General features: G+C 39.8%; 17 protein-coding genes and 1 pseudogene. 11 read left to right on the forward strand and 7 right to left on the reverse strand.

Annotation, left to right across the window (positions count from 1 at the left end):
• The first annotated feature begins 43 nt into the window (after nucleotides 1–43).
• From dnaN to FTU36_RS13530, 4 genes and pseudogenes are all read left to right on the forward strand, one after another.
• Nucleotides 44–1,192, forward strand: coding sequence for a DNA polymerase III subunit beta (gene dnaN, locus FTU36_RS13515; protein WP_168379516.1), 1,149 nt, complete (start codon nucleotides 44–46; stop codon nucleotides 1,190–1,192).
• A 23-nt stretch (nucleotides 1,193–1,215) separates the two neighbouring features.
• Nucleotides 1,216–2,298: a DNA replication/repair protein RecF gene (gene recF / locus FTU36_RS13520; RefSeq protein WP_180118260.1), complete on the forward strand. Its 1,083-nt coding sequence runs from the start codon at nucleotides 1,216–1,218 to the stop codon at nucleotides 2,296–2,298.
• 43 nt (nucleotides 2,299–2,341) lie between these two features.
• Nucleotides 2,342–4,810: a DNA topoisomerase (ATP-hydrolyzing) subunit B gene (gene gyrB, locus FTU36_RS13525; protein WP_180114819.1), complete on the forward strand. Its 2,469-nt coding sequence runs from the start codon at nucleotides 2,342–2,344 to the stop codon at nucleotides 4,808–4,810.
• Between the two features lie 170 nt (nucleotides 4,811–4,980).
• Nucleotides 4,981–5,359, forward strand: a pseudogene (locus FTU36_RS13530) (hypothetical protein).
• Between the two features lie 533 nt (nucleotides 5,360–5,892).
• On the opposite strand, the gene FTU36_RS13535 reads toward FTU36_RS13530, so the two are convergent.
• A complete protein-coding gene (locus FTU36_RS13535; protein ID WP_180118262.1) occupies nucleotides 5,893–7,830 on the reverse strand; it encodes an ATP-binding cassette domain-containing protein in 1,938 nt (645 codons plus the stop codon).
• A gap of 196 nt (nucleotides 7,831–8,026) precedes the next feature.
• Here FTU36_RS13535 and FTU36_RS13540 point away from each other — a divergent pair, with 196 nt between their 5' ends.
• The 4 genes from FTU36_RS13540 to erpA all read left to right on the forward strand — a co-directional run bounded on the left by FTU36_RS13540 (nucleotide 8,027) and on the right by erpA (nucleotide 11,977).
• Nucleotides 8,027–9,031, forward strand: a complete 1,005-nt coding sequence (locus FTU36_RS13540) for a putative solute-binding protein (RefSeq protein WP_180022815.1) — start codon at nucleotides 8,027–8,029, stop codon at nucleotides 9,029–9,031.
• Nucleotides 9,032–9,287: 256 nt separating this feature from the next.
• Complete coding sequence (locus FTU36_RS13545; RefSeq protein ID WP_180005536.1) at nucleotides 9,288–10,298, forward strand: putative solute-binding protein; 1,011 nt, start codon at nucleotides 9,288–9,290, stop codon at nucleotides 10,296–10,298.
• A 201-nt stretch (nucleotides 10,299–10,499) separates the two neighbouring features.
• A complete protein-coding gene (locus FTU36_RS13550) occupies nucleotides 10,500–11,507 on the forward strand; it encodes a putative solute-binding protein (RefSeq protein WP_180005535.1) in 1,008 nt (335 codons plus the stop codon).
• 134 nt (nucleotides 11,508–11,641) lie between these two features.
• Complete coding sequence (gene erpA, locus FTU36_RS13555) at nucleotides 11,642–11,977, forward strand: iron-sulfur cluster insertion protein ErpA (RefSeq protein ID WP_078189499.1); 336 nt, start codon at nucleotides 11,642–11,644, stop codon at nucleotides 11,975–11,977.
• Nucleotides 11,978–12,045: 68 nt separating this feature from the next.
• Here the strand turns inward: erpA and FTU36_RS13560 are convergent, their stop codons facing one another.
• From FTU36_RS13560 to grpE, 4 genes are all read right to left on the reverse strand, one after another.
• Nucleotides 12,046–12,423, reverse strand: a complete 378-nt coding sequence (locus FTU36_RS13560; RefSeq protein ID WP_180005534.1) for a hypothetical protein — start codon at nucleotides 12,421–12,423, stop codon at nucleotides 12,046–12,048.
• Between the two features lie 120 nt (nucleotides 12,424–12,543).
• A complete protein-coding gene (locus FTU36_RS13565; RefSeq protein WP_180118264.1) occupies nucleotides 12,544–13,455 on the reverse strand; it encodes a matrixin family metalloprotease in 912 nt (303 codons plus the stop codon).
• A gap of 216 nt (nucleotides 13,456–13,671) precedes the next feature.
• Nucleotides 13,672–15,612, reverse strand: coding sequence for a molecular chaperone DnaK (dnaK, locus tag FTU36_RS13570; RefSeq protein ID WP_180118267.1), 1,941 nt, complete (start codon nucleotides 15,610–15,612; stop codon nucleotides 13,672–13,674).
• Nucleotides 15,613–15,732: 120 nt separating this feature from the next.
• On the reverse strand, nucleotides 15,733–16,272 hold the full coding sequence (gene grpE / locus FTU36_RS13575) for a nucleotide exchange factor GrpE (RefSeq protein WP_180118277.1): 540 nt from the start codon (nucleotides 16,270–16,272) through the stop codon (nucleotides 15,733–15,735).
• 937 nt (nucleotides 16,273–17,209) lie between these two features.
• On the opposite strand from grpE, the gene FTU36_RS13580 reads away from it, so the two are divergent.
• Nucleotides 17,210–17,401 carry a hypothetical protein gene (locus tag FTU36_RS13580; RefSeq protein WP_257224866.1) on the forward strand — a complete coding sequence of 64 codons (192 nt, stop codon included), beginning with the start codon at nucleotides 17,210–17,212 and terminating at the stop codon, nucleotides 17,399–17,401.
• A gap of 220 nt (nucleotides 17,402–17,621) precedes the next feature.
• Here the strand turns inward: FTU36_RS13580 and FTU36_RS13585 are convergent, their stop codons facing one another.
• Complete coding sequence (locus FTU36_RS13585; protein WP_180118271.1) at nucleotides 17,622–18,179, reverse strand: hypothetical protein; 558 nt, start codon at nucleotides 18,177–18,179, stop codon at nucleotides 17,622–17,624.
• A gap of 201 nt (nucleotides 18,180–18,380) precedes the next feature.
• Here FTU36_RS13585 and FTU36_RS13590 point away from each other — a divergent pair, with 201 nt between their 5' ends.
• Nucleotides 18,381–19,451: an alpha/beta hydrolase gene (locus tag FTU36_RS13590; protein ID WP_180027164.1), complete on the forward strand. Its 1,071-nt coding sequence runs from the start codon at nucleotides 18,381–18,383 to the stop codon at nucleotides 19,449–19,451.
• Between the two features lie 63 nt (nucleotides 19,452–19,514).
• Here the strand turns inward: FTU36_RS13590 and FTU36_RS13595 are convergent, their stop codons facing one another.
• A complete protein-coding gene (locus FTU36_RS13595) occupies nucleotides 19,515–20,186 on the reverse strand; it encodes an acetoacetate decarboxylase family protein (RefSeq protein ID WP_180027167.1) in 672 nt (223 codons plus the stop codon).
• A gap of 101 nt (nucleotides 20,187–20,287) precedes the next feature.
• Here FTU36_RS13595 and FTU36_RS13600 point away from each other — a divergent pair, with 101 nt between their 5' ends.
• Complete coding sequence (locus tag FTU36_RS13600) at nucleotides 20,288–20,857, forward strand: peptidylprolyl isomerase (RefSeq protein ID WP_180005529.1); 570 nt, start codon at nucleotides 20,288–20,290, stop codon at nucleotides 20,855–20,857.
• The last annotated feature ends 467 nt before the right edge of the window (nucleotides 20,858–21,324 follow it).

Here is a 21,324-nt window from a genome sequence, read left to right on the forward strand (position 1 = left end):
ATTAATTTATTTTGTCTGTCTTCAGTTTTTAGAGGAATGTATCGTGCGTTTAAAAATCGCGAAAGAAAGCTTACTGAATGTTCTATCACATGTCGTAGGAGCGGTTGAACGTCGCCATACCTTAAATATTTTATCCAATGTAAAAGTACAGGTAACAGAGCAAGCTTTGACCATTACGGGGTCGGATCTTGAAGTGGAACTGGTTGCAAGCACATCACTTACTGAAGGTGCATGTTTACAAGCAGGTGTGACGACTGTTCCTGCACGTAAATTGATGGATATCTGTAAATCATTACCGTCAGCGGCATTGATTGATTTGCAAATTACTGAAGATCAACGTTGTATTTTAAAATCTGGAAACAGTCGTTTTGTATTGGGTACTTTGCCTGCAGAAGACTATCCATTATTAACCACTGAAAATACTCAAGGCACTCAAGTCGGTGTGACTCAGCGTGAGTTAAAGCGTTTATTTGAAAAAACGTCTTTTGCTATGGCGGTTCAAGATGTGCGTTTTTATTTGACGGGTACTTTACTTGAAATTGACGAAAATCAATTGCGTGCAGTAACGACCGATGGCCACCGTTTAGCGATGTGTGAAACAGCAGCAAGCTCGAATGCAACTCAAGCTATGCAAGCGATTGTTCCACGTAAAGCCGTAGGTGAATTGCAGCGTCTATTGAGTGTTGAAGACGAGCAATTATCGTTGTTAATTGGTCGTGAATTATTAAATGTAACAATTACCATTGCCAGCCGTGATAAAGAGCAGGGTGATATTACCGTACGTTTCACCACAAAATTGATTGATGGTAAATTCCCTGACTACCGCCGTGTGATTCCACGTGGTGGCGATAAAAACGTGCGCATTGCACATGATGTATTTAAACAATCACTGCAACGTGTAGCGATTTTAAGTAATGAAAAATTGCGCGGCGTATTCTTGAAGTTTGATGCGGACACTTTACAACTTCGTGCCAATAACCCTGAGCAAGATGAAGCAATCGAAGATCTTGCGATTCAATATGCAGATGCACCGATGGAAATGTCGTTTAATGCACAGTACTTATTGGAAGTTCTGAATGTATTGGATGGTGATGATGTTGCAATGACCATGACAGAAGCGAACCAGTCGGTATTGGTACAAGATCCACAGCAACAAGATCAAACCTATGTTGTGATGCCAATGCGTGTTTAATTCGGACTGACGTCTCAATTATTATGCATATCACGCGTTTACATGTAGAACGTGTTCGAAATTTAAAGGCGGTTGCACTCTCTGGGTTGCAGCCGTTTAATGTCTTTTATGGGCAAAATGGTTCAGGTAAAACGTCTGTATTAGAAGCAGTACATTTGCTGGCAACTGGACGTTCTTTTCGAACCCATATTCCGAAAAACTATATTCAAAATAATAGCCCTGACGCTGTCGTCTTTGCGCAGTCTGCAACAGACCGCATTGGTATGCAAAAAATGCAGTCGGGCGAGCAAGTGATTAAAGTCAATGGCGACCTTGTGGGGACACAAGGGCAGTTGGCTAAGATTTTACCACTACAACTCATCGACCCACAAAGTACCGATATTATTGATCATGGTGCGAAGCCACGACGTCAACTTTTAGATTGGTTGATGTTCCACGTGGAACCGGAGTTTTACCATGCATGGCAATATTATGCGCGGGCATTAAAACAGCGGAATAGTTTGCTGAAATCACGACGTCATTTGAGTTTGTCTGACCTAGAACCGTGGAACAAAATGCTCAGTGATTATGGTGAGATATTACATAGTCTGCGCAGTAATGTGGTGGAACAGTGGACGCGATATTTCCAACAAGATCTCCAAGCATTATTGCCGCATTTAACAGTGACATTGGAATATAGTGCAGGCTTTCATGCTGAAACAGGACTGCTGAATGATCTGACCAATCAGCACTTTAAAGACTGCGAACGTGGCTATACTGAGTATGGTCCGCACCGTGCAGATTTAAGGTTGAAAACCGCTATGGGTGATGCAGATGTTGTGCTCTCTCGTGGGCAAAAAAAGTTATTGATCATGGCGTTAAAACTGTCACAGATTGCAATGCTACATGCTTGTAATAAGGAAACTGTGGTATTATTAGATGATCTGACAGCAGAATTAGATTTAACCGCACAACAGCGTTTAATTGAGCGTTTAAGCCATCTTGGTAGTCAAGTTTTTATTACCACTTTAGACCATGATTCAGTGCAAAAACACTTACATGATTTATCTATTTCTTATCAATTATTCAAAGTTGAAAATGGTACGGTGCAGGCTGTTGTGCAATGAAATACCACCTTTGGATAGACCTATTTTTCACTAGGGAGAAACCATGAGTTCAGAAGATCAAGCTGCTTCTCAAACAGAACAAACCATAGAAAAAGCTTATGATTCCTCTAGCATCAAAGTATTACGTGGTCTAGACGCTGTACGTAAGCGTCCGGGCATGTATATTGGTGATACTGACGATGGTACTGGCCTACACCACATGGTGTTTGAAGTTGTCGATAACTCAATTGATGAAGCGTTGGCAGGTCATTGTGACGAAATTCAAGTCACCATTCATGAAGATGAATCTGTAAGCGTATCGGATAATGGCCGTGGTATTCCTACCGACATTCACCCAGAAGAAGGTGTTTCTGCAGCAGAAGTGATTTTGACGATTCTGCATGCGGGCGGTAAATTTGACGATAACAGCTATAAAGTTTCAGGCGGTCTACACGGTGTAGGTGTATCCGTGGTGAATGCGCTTTCAAGCAAGCTCGAATTAACCATTCACCGTGCGGGTCAAATTCACCAGCAAGAATATAAACACGGTGATGCCGTGTATCCACTAAAAGTGGTAGGTGAGACAGATCGTACAGGTACACGTGTACGTTTCTGGCCAAGTGCTGAAACCTTTAGTCAAACGATTTTTAATGTCGATATTTTGGCGCGTCGTTTACGTGAATTATCGTTCCTGAATGCAGGTGTGCGAATTGTGCTACGTGACGAACGTATCAATTTAGAGCACGTTTATGACTATGAAGGTGGTTTGTCTGAGTTTGTGAAATATATCAACCAAGGCAAAACTCATCTGAATGATATCTTCCATTTTACCACTCAAGCGGATAATGGCATTGGTGTAGAAGTTGCATTGCAGTGGAACGATTCTTATCAGGAAAATGTTCGTTGCTTTACCAACAACATTCCACAAAAAGATGGCGGTACGCATTTAGCGGGTTTCCGTGCTGCATTAACCCGTGGCTTAAACAGCTACATGGAAAGCGAAAACTTACTCAAAAAAGAGAAAGTGGCGGTTTCTGGTGATGATGCCCGTGAAGGTTTAACTGCGATTGTTTCGGTGAAAGTGCCTGATCCAAAATTCTCTTCGCAAACCAAAGAAAAATTGGTGTCGAGCGAAGTGAAAACTGCGGTTGAGCAAGCGATGAATAAATCATTTGCTGAATATCTTTTAGAGAACCCACAAGCCGCTAAATCGATTGCAGGCAAGATTATTGATGCAGCACGTGCGCGTGATGCAGCACGTAAAGCACGTGAAATGACACGTCGTAAGAGTGCGCTGGATATTGCTGGTTTGCCAGGTAAATTGGCCGATTGTCAGGAAAAAGATCCTGCATTGTCTGAACTTTACTTAGTCGAAGGTGACTCTGCGGGCGGTTCTGCAAAACAAGGCCGTAACCGTAAGATGCAAGCGATTTTGCCGCTGAAAGGTAAAATCCTCAACGTGGAACGTGCACGTTTTGACAAGATGATTTCTTCACAAGAAGTGGGAACACTGATTACTGCTTTAGGTTGTGGTATTGGCCGTGAGGAATATAACCCAGATAAACTGCGTTATCACAAAATCATCATCATGACCGATGCTGACGTCGATGGTTCGCACATTCGTACGCTACTGTTGACCTTCTTCTTCCGTCAAATGCCAGAACTTGTGGAACGTGGATATATTTATATTGCACAGCCACCGTTGTATAAGCTGAAAAAAGGCAAGCAAGAACAGTACATCAAAGATAATGATGCGCTTGAGACTTACCTGATTTCAAATGCAATTGATGAGCTTGAATTACACATCAGTGCAGAAGCACCAGCCATTCGTGGTGAGGCTTTAGCGGGTGTGATTGCGGATTATCAAACCTCTCAAAAGAGTTTGCATCGTCTGACTGTACGTTATCCTGCAAGTGTGTTGGATGGTTTATTGGCAGTAGAAGGCTTTAAGTTAGATCAAGCAAATAACCAAGACTATGTACAGACTTGGGGGGAGCAGCTACGTGCCAATATTGAGAAAACTCAGCCTAGCTTACGTCCTGAATTAAGCTTAGAAACGTTTGAGCATGAAGATACCGAAGGCAATAAGTCAGCGACCTATTTCCCGCGTATTACCATCTATGTTCATAACTTACCGCACCAATACTTGTTAGATTCAGGTCTATTGGGTTCAGGTGAATATGCGCGTTTGCTCAAAAATTCGAAGAGTTGGTTCACATTATTGGAAGAAGGTGCTTACCTGCAAAAAGGCGAGCGCAAAATTCCAGTGAGTAGCTTCCATCAGGTTTGGCAAAACATCCTACAAGACTCACGCCGTGGCATGATGATTCAGCGCTATAAAGGTTTGGGTGAGATGAATGCTGAACAGCTTTGGGAAACTACGATGGATCCTGAGAACCGTAACATGCTGCAAGTAACGGTACAGGATGCGATTGAAGCTGATCGTATGTTCTCTTGCTTGATGGGTGATGATGTGGAACCACGTCGTGCTTTCATTGAAGAAAATGCGTTAAATGCGGATATTGATGCCTAAATTCTGATTACAGAATCATTCAAAAAAGCACTCTTCGGAGTGCTTTTTTTTGTGCTATCTTAAATAAAATTGAATATTAAATCACCAATTTGTGTTTTATAAAATTGACTTATTCTGATGCTAAGCTCAAATCAAATTGAACTTAGCAGCTAAAAATAAGAGGTCTATATATGATGGACAATCAACTTGAACACATTCGTGACATCTGGGTAAATGCATTTTTTACCGGAAATTATACCGTTCTTGCCGAATACGAAGATGAGCACTTTAAGGTGGTTTATGAGCAAGACGGGCGTGTCGAAAGTAATTATATCCGCTATGAACGTATTGCACATGCAGTGAAAAATGGGGGTTTGGAAACCACAAAAACCAGACGTAGAATTTGAAGAATATGAGTTTAATCGTGACCAAACGGAGTGCAAAATTTTAATTGGTTTAGCTGAAACACAGCAGCAAATACAGGAAATCTGGCATTTAGATCAGACCTGGAAAATACAAGAATTACGTTTTTTAAAGGCAAAAAAAGCCCATCCTTCTGCCTTATCTTAAACAATAAAAAGTTTAAATTGATGTCGTGAATGGAGATAAAATGCATCCATCTTGCAAATATGGATAAGTTTTGTGAATTTTCACATTTAATAGTGTTCAACATCAAAGTCATTTATAATTGTGGATAACATCATTTAAAAATATTTATCCACAAAAAAGGTGGTTCGATATTTTGAATTTAAAAAATAAAAAATGAATTTAAAACTAAGATTTGAATTTAAAAATGGCTTTTGTGGATAACTGTGGTAATGAGTTTGATGTGAAGTATATTTTTTTGAATTCATTTACAAAATTAGGGTAAAAGCGATCGCTGAATTTTTAGTTTCTTTACGAATAGAAATGCCTTAACGATGCAATAACCAGTTGGATATGAACATTCGATTTTTTAAATATTTTTTAGATTTATAGTGTGATTATTATTGTGAAGTATTAATAAAAAATCGCCGTGGAACATTTAAATTTCACGGCGATTGATTTTTTGAGCTTAAGTTAGGTTTTCTTAATAATGCAAATCTAGGGTTTTGCTTTTTAAATTAAGCCTCAAAACTACTTTCCATTTCTTCTAATTCCATCATTAATTCAAGCATTTGCTCTTCGACAGATTCAAGCTTGGCTTTTAATTCTGTTTGCTCATTCATCAGTTTGAGTAAGTCATCTTTACGACTGGCTTCATATAAAGCACTGTCTGCTAATAATTCCTCGATTTCGTTTAAGCGTGGCTGAATTTTGCTGATTTGCACTTCATTTTTTTCAATGTTTTTACGAATCGGGCGGGTCAATTCACGCTGACGTGCAGCTTCTTTGCGCTGCGCTTCTTTATCGACTTTGGAAATCGTCGGTTTAGTTTCAACTTGAGATTTGATGGGAGTAGGGGCTTGTTGGCTATTTTTCATCATGTCAATCCGTGCTTGACGCAGCCAATCGGCATAAGCCACGAGGTCGCCATCAAATTCGCGACATTTCCCATGATGTACCAACAATAATTCGTCACAAACGCTGGCAATCAATTGACGTTCATGCGAAACCAAAACCACAGCGCCTTCAAAATCTTGTAATGCCATAGTTAGGGCATGACGCATATCAAGGTCTAAATGGTTGGTCGGTTCATCTAGAATTAAAACATTGGGGCGCTGCCAAACAATCAAAGCCAAAGCCAATCGTGCTCGTTCACCGCCTGAAAAGCCTTCACTTGGCGTATCCATGCGTTCGCCACTAAAACCAAAGCTACCTAAGAATGAACGTAATGCCGCTTCACTGATTTTTTTGTCAGCGATTCGAGATAATTGCAACATTGGGCTGGCATTGCCATCTAAAGCATCCATTTGATGCTGCGCAAAATAGCCAATATTCAACAGTTCAGAAGCTTTGCGCGTCCCTTGTAATAAGGGAAGGTCACCAACTAAGGATTTAATTAAGGTTGATTTACCCGCACCATTCATTCCCAGTAAACCAATGCGACTGTTTGGGGTAATCTGTAAATTCACATTGGTGGCAATCAGTTTGTCACCATAGCCAATGTCGACATGTTCCATTTGTAACAGTGGTGAGCTCATTTTGGTTGGCTCACGGAAACTAAAGGTAAATGGCGTATCGACATGCGCGGCAGAAAGTTCCTGCATGCGTTCTAATTGTTTAATACGACTTTGAGCCTGCTTAGCTTTAGTGGCTTTAGCTTTAAAACGGTCAATAAATTTTTGGAGATGCGCACGAGTTTCGAGTTGTTTTTCATAGGCTTGTTGTTGTTGTGCCAAGCGCTCAGAACGGGTGCGTTCAAAGGTTGAATAGTTACCGGTGTAAAGCGTCAGCTCTTGATTTTCGATGTGTAAAATATGATCAGTCACCGCATCTAAGAAATCACGGTCATGTGAAATTAAGATCAGTGTGCCTTCGTAAGCTTTTAACCAATCTTCTAACCACAAAATCGCATCTAAGTCTAAGTGGTTGGTTGGCTCATCGAGTAATAATAGGTCAGAACGGCTCATCAGGGTACGCGCAAGGTTTAAACGCATACGCCAACCACCTGAAAAGCTTGAAACATTGAGCTGGGACTGATGTTCAAAGAAACCCAGGCCGGCCATCAGTTGTGAGGCTTTTGATGGAGCTGTATAGCCATGGATTTCATCAAATCGGCCATATAAGTGTGCCAGCGCTTCATTGTCTAATTGTTCTGGATGTTCAAGTTTATGTTGTATATCCCAATATTCTTCATCGCCTGAAAGAACGAAATCAATCGCTTTCATATCGAGCGCTTTGATTTCTTGCGCCATATGCGCGACGGTCCATACCGCAGGACGAGTTAATGAACCACCATCAGATTCCATTCCACCTAAAAGTGCAGAAAAAAGAGTCGATTTACCTGCACCATTTACACCGGTTAAGCCGATTTTCCAGCCTGGATGCAATTGCATAGATGCTTTTTGAAATAAAACACGCCCACCGCGACGAATGGAAAGTTGGTCTAACTGAATCATGGAACTAACTAAACAAGAAGAATGTGAGGCTATTCTAATGGATGGCTTTGCAAAAGAAAAAACAAAGCATCGCAACCATCTGAAAAAATGTGACAGATTCCACGTATTTAGGTATATTGAATGGGCTTTAGTATTAAAAAAATATTTCAAGTTGTTGTTTTAAATGGATTAATAAAACATATTGGGAATATAAGAAATGAGAAAAGGGATTTTAATTTTATCGCTTCTTTCAGGTGTGATGTCTGCACAAAGCTATGCCAATCAGAAGGTCTGTGTGTTCGATTTACTTGGAAAAGCAGGGGAATCTTATAAGCTAATGGAAGAGTGGTCTCTAGCCAGTAAGGCATGGGGAGCACAAGTTCAACTGATTTCATATCAAGATGAATCCAAAGTCGATAAAGATTTTAAAGAAGGGAAATGTGACGCATTTTATATGACCTCGATGCGGGCACGTGCGTATAACAAATTTGCTGGTTCGATTGATGCCATTGGCGGTGTACCGAACAATACCATCGCACAAAAAGCCATTACCTATGTCTTAGATAAGCGGAACAGTAAGCGACTGATTACCAATTCAGGTAAAGATAGTTATGAAGTGGCAGGGATTGGGCAAATTGGTTCAGCCTATATTTTTGTCCGTGATCGCAATATCAATAATTTAGAAAAAGCTGAAGGTAAAAAATTTGCCATTTTGCATTATGACTATGCGCAAAAAGAGATGGTCGACCGTGTCGGCGCTGTGCCAGTCATGTCGGAAATTTCCAATTTTATTCGCAAATTTAATCAGGCCGAAGTTGAAATTGTGGCTGCGCCGGCTTATGCCTTTAAGCCACTCGAAATTTCAAAAGGCTTAGGCACTACTGGGGCGATGGTTAATTTTCCTGTGGTGAATGTCACGGCAGACCTGATTATTCGTAACAATAAATTCCCAGATGGTTTTGCTGAACCCTCTCGGCAATGGTTCGTTAAACAATTACCGAAAAGTTTTGCCATGGTAAAACGCATGGAAGCTGAAATTCCTGCCAAATATAAGATGAATCTCAGCAAAGATGATCAGTTGAAATATCAGAAAATTTTGCGTGAAGGACGGATGGATTTAACCAAACAAGGAATCTACGACTCCACCATGATGACGGTACTGAAAAAAGCACGTTGTACGATTGAGCGAACCAATTTTGAGTGTTCAGTGGCGGGTGAATAAGCTTTTTTCTGTATTTCTTTGTAAAGTTTCATAAAAAGGCTGTAAATGCAAAAAGCCTTTTTTGCATACAACATGATGATTATATTTATAATTTTGCCTTAAATAAAAAAGTGATATTAATCACAAAAAAACAGAATGTGCCAAAATGACATAAATAAATGGAGTAAATGCTCTATTTTTTTTAAATTAACTTGCTTAATATCGGCGTTGTGTAAGGACACCTCTGAACCATAAAAAGATTTGAAAGGAAAATAGAATGAAAAAAACCCTCCTATCATTGGCTACATTTGCTGCAATTGGCTTTGCTGGTTCAGCTCAGGCAGCAAAAGTAGATATCTGTGTATTTGACTTACTGGGTAAGTCAGGTGAGTCATACCAAATGGCTCAGGAATGGGCGCTTGCAGCAAAAGGCTGGGGTGCTGAAATTAACTTAATTCCGCGTCAAGATGAAGCAGTAGCCGACAATGATTTTAAAGCGGGTAAATGTGATGGCGTATTTATGACGGCAATGCGTGCTCGTCAATACAATAAATTTGCAGGTTCGATTGATGCGCTTGGTGGCGCACCGAGCAATGCAATTGCGCAACGTGCGATTACCTTTGCATTAGACCAACGTAATGCTGCAAAAATGGTCAGCAACCTAGGTGGTAAGAAATACGAAGTGGCGGGTATTGCTCCACTGGGTTCAGCATTCATCTTTGTCAAAGACAAAAAAATTGACTCAATTGAAAAAGCAGCAGGTAAAAAGTTTGCAGTATTAGGCTATGACGAAGCACAAAAAATCATGGTGCAACGTGTCGGCGCTCAAGCTGTGGTTTCAGATGTATCTAACTTTGTGGCGAAGTTTAATAATGGTCAGGTCGATATGGTGGGTGCGCCTGCGTATGCCTACAAACCATTAGAGATTTATAAGGGTTTAGGTACCAATGGTGCGATGTTTAACTTCCCAGTTTTACAAGTGACCGCGGACTTTATTATTCGTCCTGATCAGTTCCCAGCAGGCTTTGGTCAAAAATCTCGTGATTGGTTTGTGAAACATTTACCGAAGAGTATTGCGATGATTAACCGTTTAGAGGCGGGTATTCCTGCGAAATATAAACTTAACTTAAGTGCAGAAGATAAAACCAAATATCAAAAATTATTGCGTGAAGGTCGTATGGATATGACGAAACGTGGCATTTATGATGCGGGCATGATGTCAGTATTGAAAAAGGCACGTTGTTCTGTCGATAAAGCCAATTTTGAATGTTCACTTAGCGGCGAATAAACTGATATTTAAAGAAAAAAGCCTGGATTTATCCGGGCTTTTTTTCGCAAATGCACAGGTCATTTTCGCCATTGAGTCAGCAAAATATTCAGGTAATCTAAATTGAAATCGAGGGCTGTGAGTATATTTAATCATACTCCGCATGACCCAAAAATCAAAAAATGGTTAAAACAAAAACAGTAAAAAACAAGGAAAGTCAGTATGAAACAATGGACAAAGGCATTGAGTATTGCTGCTGCGTTAATGGCGGTGAATGGCGTAGCTCAAGCAAAGCAAGTGGTGTGTGTATTTGATTTGGTGGGTAAAAATGGTGATGTTTTTACCCTGATGAGAGATTACCAATTGGCGGCAAAAAACTGGGGCGCAGACATTGAGCTCCGCGTCAGTCAAAATGAAGCGGTGATTGCGGAAGATTTTAAAGCCGGTAAATGTGATGGGATCAGTGTCACAGGTATGCGTGGTCGTCAATTTAATAATTTTACCGGTTCTTTAGATGCGATTGGTGCAATTCCAGATTTGAAACTTGCGGTTAAAGTGATGCAAGGCCTTGCGAGTCCAACGTTTGCAAAGAGCATGGTCAATAGTAAATATGAAGTGGTAGGTGTGATTCCTGTAGGTGATGCCTACCTGTTGGTGAATGACCGTAGTATCAATACTGTCGCTAAAGCAGCAGGTAAAAAAATTGCGGTGCTTGATTATGATGAAGCGCAGAAAATTATGGTGCAACAGGTGGGGGCTCAAGCGGTCAGTGCTGACGTGACCAATTTTGGCTCTAAATTTAACAATGGTCAGGTGGATATTATTGGTGCACCTGCAGCGGTGTTTAAACCCTTGGAGTTACATAAAGGTTTAGGTAGTAAAGGTGCAATTGTTAATTATCCAATTTTACAAGTGACGGGTAATATCATTATTCGCCCAGATAAATTCCCAGCGGGATATGGGCAAAAATCACGTGATTGGGTCAAAACACAATTACCTCGTGCATTCACGATATTAGGCAAAATGAAGTCAGAAATCCCAGCTAAATATTGGATGGATGTTCCAACGGCAGACAAAGCTGGCTATCAAAAAATGATGCGTGAAGCGCGTATTGATTTGACTAAACGTGATATCTACGACAAGCGAATGATGAAATTATTATGGCAATTCCGCTGTAAACAAGACCCGAAAAACTTCGAATGTGCATTACAGGACGAAAACTATAAATAAGTTTTAAATGAATCTTGAGAAAAATACTCTGATTTAACTTTAAACTGTGAAGACTGACCATATATTGAGTATGTTATACTTGAAACATGGTCTTTTCTTTTTAAAGACACCCCAATGACTCAGAGGAATCCATCATGAATGCTCAAGCACTTGTGCTGACTGACAATGCTGCCAATAAAGTACGCCAATTGCGTGACAGTGAAGGTAATCAAGACCTCATGTTACGTGTATATGTGACTGGTGGTGGTTGTTCAGGTTTCTCATATGGATTTAATTTTGCAGAAAGCCAAAACGAAGATGATGCTGAATTTATCAATGAAGACGTGAAAATGTTGGTGGATTCACTTAGTTATCAATATTTAGTTGGTTCAACAGTCGACTATATTGAAGGTTTAGAGGGTTCTCGTTTTGTGGTACAAAACCCGAATGCGACAACCACGTGTGGATGTGGATCTTCATTCTCGATCTAATCACGATGATGAATTGAGCCATAAAAAAGCCCTCATTTTGAGGGCTTTTTTAATGTTTAAAATCGATATTAGGCTTCAAATTTTAGCGCTTCTAACAGATCTAAAATCACTGTGGTCACGTCTTGACTCAATTGATAATTATTAAAAATTTCATAAGCCGTAATGGTGATATCGGTATCACTCGGAAGCAGGCGTTGTTCTTCTTCGATGAGGTCACGGATCGGCAAAAGGGTTTGTTTGACTTGTAGATGCAAGACATCTTTAAACTCAAGATTTTCGTCTTCGAGTTCAATGAGTTGCTCATTAAAAAATGGTAAAAGTACCGCATGGAGATAAGGTTGAATTTCGGTAATATCAAAAAGCTCAATATCACGGGTTTGTTCAATCGTGCTGATGTGGTCATTCACTTCAATTAAGATATGGTAGTAACTCACATTGCTCTCCACGGAAGATGTCATTGATATAAGGGAATTATTGCAGATCAACAATAACATGAAATGCTGATTTTTGTTGGTGAATCCTGCAATATCCTTATAAATTGTATGGTTTTTTTTGCTCAGGGTATTCTAACGATAATATAGTAAGCCTTGGTCTGCTGGCATCAGTTTAAAGTTTTCTAATTGTTGCGCACCTAAGATTGGGTACATTAATGCAGCAGGGTCATTATGGTGAGATAAGCCGAGAGCATGTCCGAGTTCGTGGGCAAGGGTGAGGCGTAAATCATCTTCGGCATCAAATTGATAAATCTGAATCTGATCCCCCATAAAGACACCTTTATGAAACTCTCGTGCAGGAAAGCGCTGACTGGCTTGTATCACGCCTGCATTATATTGATCGATTTGCTGGTTATAGCTTGAGACTTGTTGATTAAATTGATCATTTTGCTGATTAAATCGATCTATTTCTTGGTCTAATTGCATCGCTTGTGCTTTGACTTGCGTAAGTTCTCTTTCAACGCGTTGCATATTGGGGCCTTGCGCATGTTCGATTCGACTCCAACTCATACGTTCTTGTGACAGCTGTGCGATTTCCGCACGGATCATGGCTTGTTTTGATCGGAGCTGTTGCTCATCCATCTCCAACCCTTTTCTCGAATTTGCTAAGTTCTCGGCATATAAATCATTACGGGCTTTATCTGCGGCTAAGGTCTTTTGGACTTGCTTATAGGCATTGTATTGTTCTTGGCGATCATCATAAATTAGATGGATCGCCAGTTGTGCATTTGGGTCATAGATAAATAACGGTTTGAGTATTCCTTTATGCCATATCTCTGCGGCTTCTTCGCTAAGTTGAATGACTTGTTGTTGGCTTAATCCAAAACGCGGATCGACATCAGCAACCCGATAACGCAGTCGGGTATCGAGAGGGTGTAAAAGTCGATCTGAAATTGAATTAAATTTCAGTTGAGGATGCTGCTTGGTTTGATAGATCCACCAAGTACTCAAAACGATGACAACAATAATTAAAATCAAACGCATAGCATCGCAAAACTTGATTATTTTACATTAATTTAACCGAAATTTAGCGCTATGCAAATCTAAGTTTAGACAGATTGGCAGTCGAGAAGAATGTGGCTGTTTGAACGTTTGCGTGTTATTTGAATATTGCCTGATGCAGATAAAATCATCCACAAAAAAAAACCGCGCTTTCGCGCGGTCTTTTTGAGCTTTGAAAAACTCAGTTAAAGCGACAAATTATTTTTTGTCATCTTTCACTTCAGTGAACTCAGCATCTACAACGCCGTCATCTGCTTTTTGAGCTTGACCTTCAGCGCCTTGGAAAGCGTTAGGATCAAAACCTTCAGCACCGCCTTGACCTTGTGCAGCTTCATAAGCACGTTGAGTGATCGGCATAATGATGTTTTGAAGTGCTTCAGTTTTCGATTTGATTGCATCAACATCGTTTTCTTTAGTCGCTGCTTCGAGCTCAGCTACAGCAGCATCGATTGCAGATTTCTCATCAGCAGTTACCTGTTCGCCAAGATCTTTTACTGCTTTTTGAGCAGAAGAAACAAGTGCATCAGCTTCGTTACGTGCTTTCGCTAATTCTTCAAATTTACGATCTTCTTCAGCATTCGCTTCAGCATCTTTGATCATCGCTTCAATTTCAGCATCGCTCAAACCAGAGTTAGCTTTAATTTGAATTGATTGCTCTTTACCTGTGCTCTTATCTTTTGCAGATACTTTCAAGATACCATCAGCGTTGATGTCAAATGATACTTCAATTTGTGGTACACCACGTGGAGCAGGTGGAATATCGCCTAATTGGAAGTTACCCAACAATTTGTTTTGTTGAGCCATTTTACGTTCACCTTGGTAAACTGAAATGTCTACAGCAGGTTGGTTGTCAGCAGCAGTTGAGAACACTTGAGATTTCTTCGCAGGAATCGTGGTGTTTTTCTCGATGATTGCTGTTAACACGCCACCCATTGTTTCGATACCAAGAGTCAATGGAGTTACGTCAAGAAGAAGTACGTCAGTTTTATCACCTGAAAGTACTGCACCTTGAATCGCAGCACCCATCGCTACAGCTTCATCTGGGTTCACGTCTTTACGTGGCTCACGGCCGAAGAACTCTTGTACTTTTTGTTGTACAAGTGGCATACGAGACTGACCACCCACCAAGATTACGTCAGAGATGTCAGAGGTTGAAAGACCTGCATCTTTAAGTGCAATCTTACATGGTTCAATTGTACGAGCAACCAATTCAGCAACTAAACCTTCAAGTTTAGAGCGAGTCACGTTGATCACTAAGTGTTTAGGACCAGTCGCATCTGCTGTGATGTATGGAAGGTTGATTTCTGTTGCATTCGAAGAAGAAAGCTCGATTTTTGCTTTTTCAGCAGCTTCTTTTAAACGTTGAAGTGCAAGAGGATCTTGTTTCAAGTTTACGCTTTGTTCTTTCTTGAACTCTTCAACCAAGTATTCAATTAATGCATTATCGAAGTCTTCACCACCAAGGAATGTATCACCGTTTGTAGACAATACTTCGATTTGTTGGTCGCCATCAAGATCAGCGATTTCAATGATTGATACGTCGAAAGTACCACCACCTAAGTCGTAAACCGCAACTTTACGGTCGCCTTCTTTTTTGTCCATACCGAACGCAAGTGCAGCAGCCGTTGGTTCGTTGATGATACGTTTAACATCTAAACCAGCAATTTTACCTGCATCTTTCGTTGCTTGACGTTGAGCATCGTTAAAGTACGCAGGAACAGTAATTACCGCTTCAGTTACTGTTTCACCAAGGTAGTCTTCAGCTGTTTTTTTCATCTTTTTCAAGATTTCAGCAGAGATTTGTTGTGGTGCAAGTTTCTTGTCGTTTACGTCAACCCAAGCATCGCCATTGTCAGCTTTGATGATTTTGTAAGGTACAAGGCCGATATCTTTTTGCACAGCTTGGTCTTGGTACTTACGACCGATCAAACGTTTGATTGCAAATAATGTGTTTTTAGGGTTAGTCACTGCTTGACGCTTAGCAGATTGACCGACAAGGATCTCGCCATCTTTATACGCAATAATAGATGGGGTTGTACGAGCGCCTTCAGCGTTGTCGATTACTTTTACTTTGTCGCCTTCAAGTACTGCTACGCAAGAGTTTGTAGTACCTAAGTCAATACCAATGATTTTCGCCATTTGGATGTTTCCTCTAAAATTCTTTTACGATGTTTTCGCTTGTTATCCGATATGAGAGCCAATCAAAAATTTTCAAGTAATATTGGTTAAAATTTTTAATTCGTCTCAGAAAATTTGTCTTTATGCACCAACCATAACCATAGCTGGACGTAATAGACGACCGTTTAAGCTATAGCCTTTTTGCAATACTGTCCCGATTTCATTCGATTTGGCATTTGGATCGATGCCCACTGCTTGGTGAAGATCTGCATTGAAACCATTTGCAGTATCTACAGCAACCACACCAAATTTTTCTAAAGTGTTGAGCAATGATTTCAGTGTAAGTTCTACACCTTCAGATAAACCTGATTTTTCATCACCTGCCGCAGCGATGGCGCGTTCAAGGTTATCGACTGAATCAAGCAATTGTTTTGCAAATTTTTCCAGCACAGTGTCTTTATGCTTTTCAGATTCGCGTTGAATACGCTCTACACTTTTTTGCGCTTCATATACGGCATTTGCAGTACGTGCTTTTTCAAGTTTTAAGCTTTCTTCTAAATTGGTGATTTGTGCTTGTAAATCTTCAACTGAAACTTCAGCTTGCTCGTTTTCAGCTTGAGTTTGCTGTTCTGCTTGCTCTTGTTGAAGATCTTGAGCGTCTTGGTTTTGCTCAGTCGCCATTGATTTACTCCGTTTAAATGGGTTCTTAAACATGTTCAGTCCTTATAGCTGTGCGTTCAAACGACATCGATGCGTAACTGCCATGCGTTTTGAATTCATGATTAATAAAAGAAATCGGGGCAGGGGATAAAAATTCAAGCGAAGTCAGCGATTAAATGCAATTTTTTATTCAAATAAATGGTTTTTCAGCCAAATATCGACTGCAAAATTAAATTCTATGAAAATATAAATTATTGATTTGAATGTATAATCATATTTTGATCGGATTTATAGATTTTCATCATAAATTTTAACGGTTTCTCTTTGTGCCTGAAAATTTGCATAATTTATCTATCGGAAGTGACCATATCCATTGGAGAGAGGGATATGGTGACTACCTCTAGATTTTAGAAACACTTTTCCATGCTGATTTCCCAAGAATCAGCATTTTTTTTGCCTCAAAAAATAGTGGTTAATATTTATACATAAAAACTCTTAGTATCAGTTTTATTAAATATTTCACAAAAAATGATCAGCACAGTATTCTTTGTTTCAGATTCTATCGCTGTAGTTTCTTAATTTATTTCAAATGTGTTTTTCATGGCCTGCTTCTCTCATAAGCAGGCTTTTTTTTGCATGAAATTTATAAAAACAGCCACTTAAGTAACTGAGTTGCAAGTTTTGTTGAACTTTGTTGTATTCAAAAGCTGTGATCACGCTTTATTCAAAATCATTTATATTTATTTTTTTAATAAAAAACAAAGCACTTGAGTTAAAAAAATGATGTAAAGCCTTAAAATGAAAGAAAACCGCCTAATTAATAAAACATTTCATAAGCTGTACCGTGCCTCGTACAAAGTACAACTCAGAAGGTGGGAACTTCACAGAATTATTTTCCATTATGACTCGGGCAAAGTTGAGCTTTGCTTTTAATGATTCAATGAAGGAAATAATGAAGATGAAAAAAATTGGTTTATTCGCTGTCGCAGTTTTAGGTTTTGGTTTAGCTGCGGTGGGTTGTACTTCTCAAGAAACTGTAGAATCTCCGGAAACCGCACAAGTAACGTCTGCAACTGAAGCATCTGTAACAACAGAGCAATCGGGTGCTGTGGTTCAAGCAGATCCATCAGCTCAAGGTGCTGAAGTTTAATCTGCGCCTGCACCGCAACCTACAGTTCAGCAATAAGATTGTTTAATGCTCTCTGACCTGTAACAACAGGCAGTCAAGAATAGACAGAAGATAGGATGCCTCTTCTGTCTATTTTCTTTTCTATAGCTTTTTTTACGCCCTTTTCTATTTTTAGCGAGCAAAAAAAAGCCCATCATGTAGATGAGCTTTTTACTTTTAACCGATCTGCAAAAAACATCAATTAACGGCGATTTTCCCACGCGCGACGACGTTCTTCAGCCGCTTTACGTTGTTGATCTGATGCCTTTCTTAAATCTTGAATATTTTTTTTGCGTTCTTGCTCAATTTGTTTTCTACGATCTTGACTGGCTTTACGGCGCTGTTCTTCTAAGCGCTGACGCTCTTTGCTGACTTTTTGACGATCTTGTTCAGCACGTTTACGACGTTCAGCTTCAGAGTATTTACGCTGTTGTTCTAGACGTTGACGTTCGAGTTCGTTTTTACGACGATCCCACTCTTGTTGATTTTTACGATTTTGTTCCCAGTTACGCTGGTCAAGTTGCTGCTTTCTACGTTCGAGCTCTAAACGATTACGTTGTTGTTGCTGACGTTCCCATGTACGGCGGTCTTGTTCATAACGACTGTCGTAACGGCGATCATAACGATTATCATAGCGTCGATCATTATGATCATAACGGCGGTCATAACGTCCATCGTAGTAACCATCTTCAGGGAATGCTACGCAGCCTACAGCCAAAAAAGCAGTCGCAAAAGACAGAAGGATGATCTTTTTAGCCATGGTGAGTATCCTTTATCGAGAATGGGTTAGCATAATCAACCCATAAAACTTGGGTAAATTGTCAATGACAACTCTATAAAAGAAGATTAGCTTAACTAGGTCTGTACTATGTATGTCGATGTTGAGACTTATATGTGAATATGGTCACATTTGACCTAGATCATGTAGAAAGTATGAAGAGCATAATTCGAAGGATAGAGCATGTTTGCATTGAATGAATCACTTAAAAATATGAAAGATAAAGGCCAAGGTACGGCTGCTCGGTTACTTGATCGTCTTCCTAACTTTGCCAAAGAAAGCCTCGCAAAACGTCTCGATTATCCGTTTATTTTTCCAGAATTAGATCCGCTGGTGAAATGCATGATGGCGGCTCAACTCAAGCAAGGTAAGTCAGGCTTTGTGACTGAAGACTATGTGAAGTCTCGTAAATTATTTGATTTACAGATGGAGTCGATCAAGACCAAGCCGACCTTTGTGAAACAAGTGCAAGATATACGTCTACCTTTACAAAGTGCAACGCTGTTTGCGCGTCATTATCATCCTGCTCCAAATAAAAAATTACCGATGATCGTGTTTTATCATGGTGGTGGTTTTGTGGTGGGTGGTTTAGACACGCATGATGAAGTTTGTCGTTTATTGGCTGTGCATGCCAAAACACAAGTTTTAAGTATTGATTATCCTTTAACACCAGAAGCCAGCCCAGCTCAATTAATGCAAAGTTGTGAAGATGCATTGGCTTGGACTTATCAAAATAGTCGTCAGTTTAAAATTCTAAAAAATCGAATTGCGGTGGCAGGGGATAGTGCAGGCGGCAATATTGCTACTGCGGTTGCACAGCGCAGTGCTCAAAAAGTTTTTGCCCCGCAAGCTCAGCTATTAATTTACCCAGTAGTGGATTTTAAGAGTCGCCACCCATCTTTCTATGCGTATAAAGATGGTCTGGTTCTGACTGAAAAAGATATTGATGTCGTAACCGCTTTATATGCGGAACAACATGCAGTGGCCTTGGATGATCCATTAATTTCACCGACCTATGGAAAATTGGCAGGTATCGCACCCGCGTATATCGTGACGGCAGGGCATGATGTTTTACATGACGAAGGTGAAATTTATTCGCATAAACTCCGTCAGCAAGGGGTGAAAGTGTTTTATCAAGAATATACCGATCAAACCCATGGTTTTATCAATTTAACCCCGGTTTCGCACCGAGCTAAAAAATACGTGATCGAGATCAGTACGAAGTTCCGTAAATTTTGGGATAAACGTAGCTAATCATTCCTTTATATAAAGTAAACCCAGTGTTTCACGTGAAACACTGGGTTTTTATTTATTGGGTTATTTATCTTGGATTTTTGCAGCAGGAAAAACGAGGCTAAATTCTGGGATATAAAAGCTTTGCAATAATCGTGCTTCAGAAAAATTTGGAAAAATGTCCTGTGTGTTGTGCCATTCTACCTGTTTCAGTTTAGAGAGCCGTCCACGAAACTTCGGTGAAAATTGATAACGCTTACCTTCCCACGCTTGTCTGATTTGCAACATCGCTGCAGGGATATGATGACTATTAATATAGAAAGAACGCTGTGAACGTGATTTTTTTAAACGGATCTGCATTTTGTGTTGTTCAACTTCTATAGTACAGACCACTTCATTGTCATGTTGTTGCCATTCAAACTTTGCCAACTCTTTAGGAATACCCCAGAGTTTTTGACCATGAATGACAGAGATATCTGTCGAAACATAAATCTTAGGAATCGAACTTAACCTTTTCTTACTCCATAAAGGGTGATCTAAAATTAGCAATTCGTCATAAGGGCCCACAGGTGAATCATGGTATCGGACCAATAACACCTGAACCACACGACCTAAAGGCGATGTCGCTAAACGGAACATCTGCGCTTGTTGGATAAAACTCGGAGAGATCCAATAATTCAAAATAAAAGCATCGCCACGCAGTTGCCAAGGCGGTAAATGTGTCAATGCAGTGTCCGACGGTATTATTTGCGTCATCATTGTTCTCGTTTTAATAATGGCAGAATAATTACTTTTTAATCATCAAAGACTAATATACAGTCAATAACAAGTACGAGATCAACCAGAAGAGTTAGCAAATGTTAAAACAGATTTTATTTACCGCAGCACTTGGCTGTGTGAGCTTAAGCAGTTTTGCTGCCAATACTATTGTCGAAATGAAAACCTCTCAAGGCAATATTGAAATTGAGCTATTCAATGACAAGGCACCTATCTCAGCTAAAAACTTTGAAAGCTATGCAAAAGAAAAATTTTATAACGGCACGATCTTTCATCGCGTGATTCCTGGATTTATGGTTCAGGGTGGGGGCATGGATGTCAAAATGCAGGAGAAGCCAACAAAAGCGGCTATTAAGAATGAATCAAGTAATGGCTTGAGCAATAAGCGCGGCACATTGGCAATGGCACGGATGAATCATCCTGATTCAGCAAGTAGTCAGTTCTTTATTAATGTTGCAGACAATGACTTTCTCAATAAAAGTGCAATGAATGCGGGATATGCTGTTTTTGGTAAGGTCACTAAAGGTATGGATATCGTCGATAAAATCGTAAAAGTTCCAACTGCGAACTATGGAATGCATCAGAATGTCCCTGTAAACCCAGTAGTTATACAGAGTGTGGTGATTAAAGCAGCACCTGTAAAAAACTAAGCACACAAAATAGGAAAAATATTTTACATGATATTTGTAATAAATATCATGTATTTATGTGAGTAAAGTGTGTTTTTTGAACCATAATGGTGCATAAAAATAAAACACTCGTGTTCTTTGTGAGTGAAAAGCACTTGCACGTGTAAGAAATTGCCCTATAATGAGCACCATACCGACGAGATAGACGGAAACGAACGAAACGCGAAGCGTTGAGTTGTTGAGTTTATCGAAGTCCAGCTTCTAGCATTGACGAGATGTTAGAAAGATCATTAAGAGATTATGAAGAACAACTTGTGTGGATTTTTACTGGTTGATCGATCGAAATTATTTTCATTGATTGATGGTAGAAATTACTCGAAGTTTATTTGAGCAAATTTTTGTCAGTAATTGATGAGCCAAGATTGGTACACTATATGTACTATTGATTTTAAACTGAAGAGTTTGATCATGGCTCAGATTGAACGCTG

Source organism: Acinetobacter sp. YH12096, from assembly GCF_013419215.1.
In the GTDB taxonomy this organism is placed as follows: Bacteria; Pseudomonadota; Gammaproteobacteria; order Pseudomonadales; family Moraxellaceae; genus Acinetobacter; species Acinetobacter amyesii.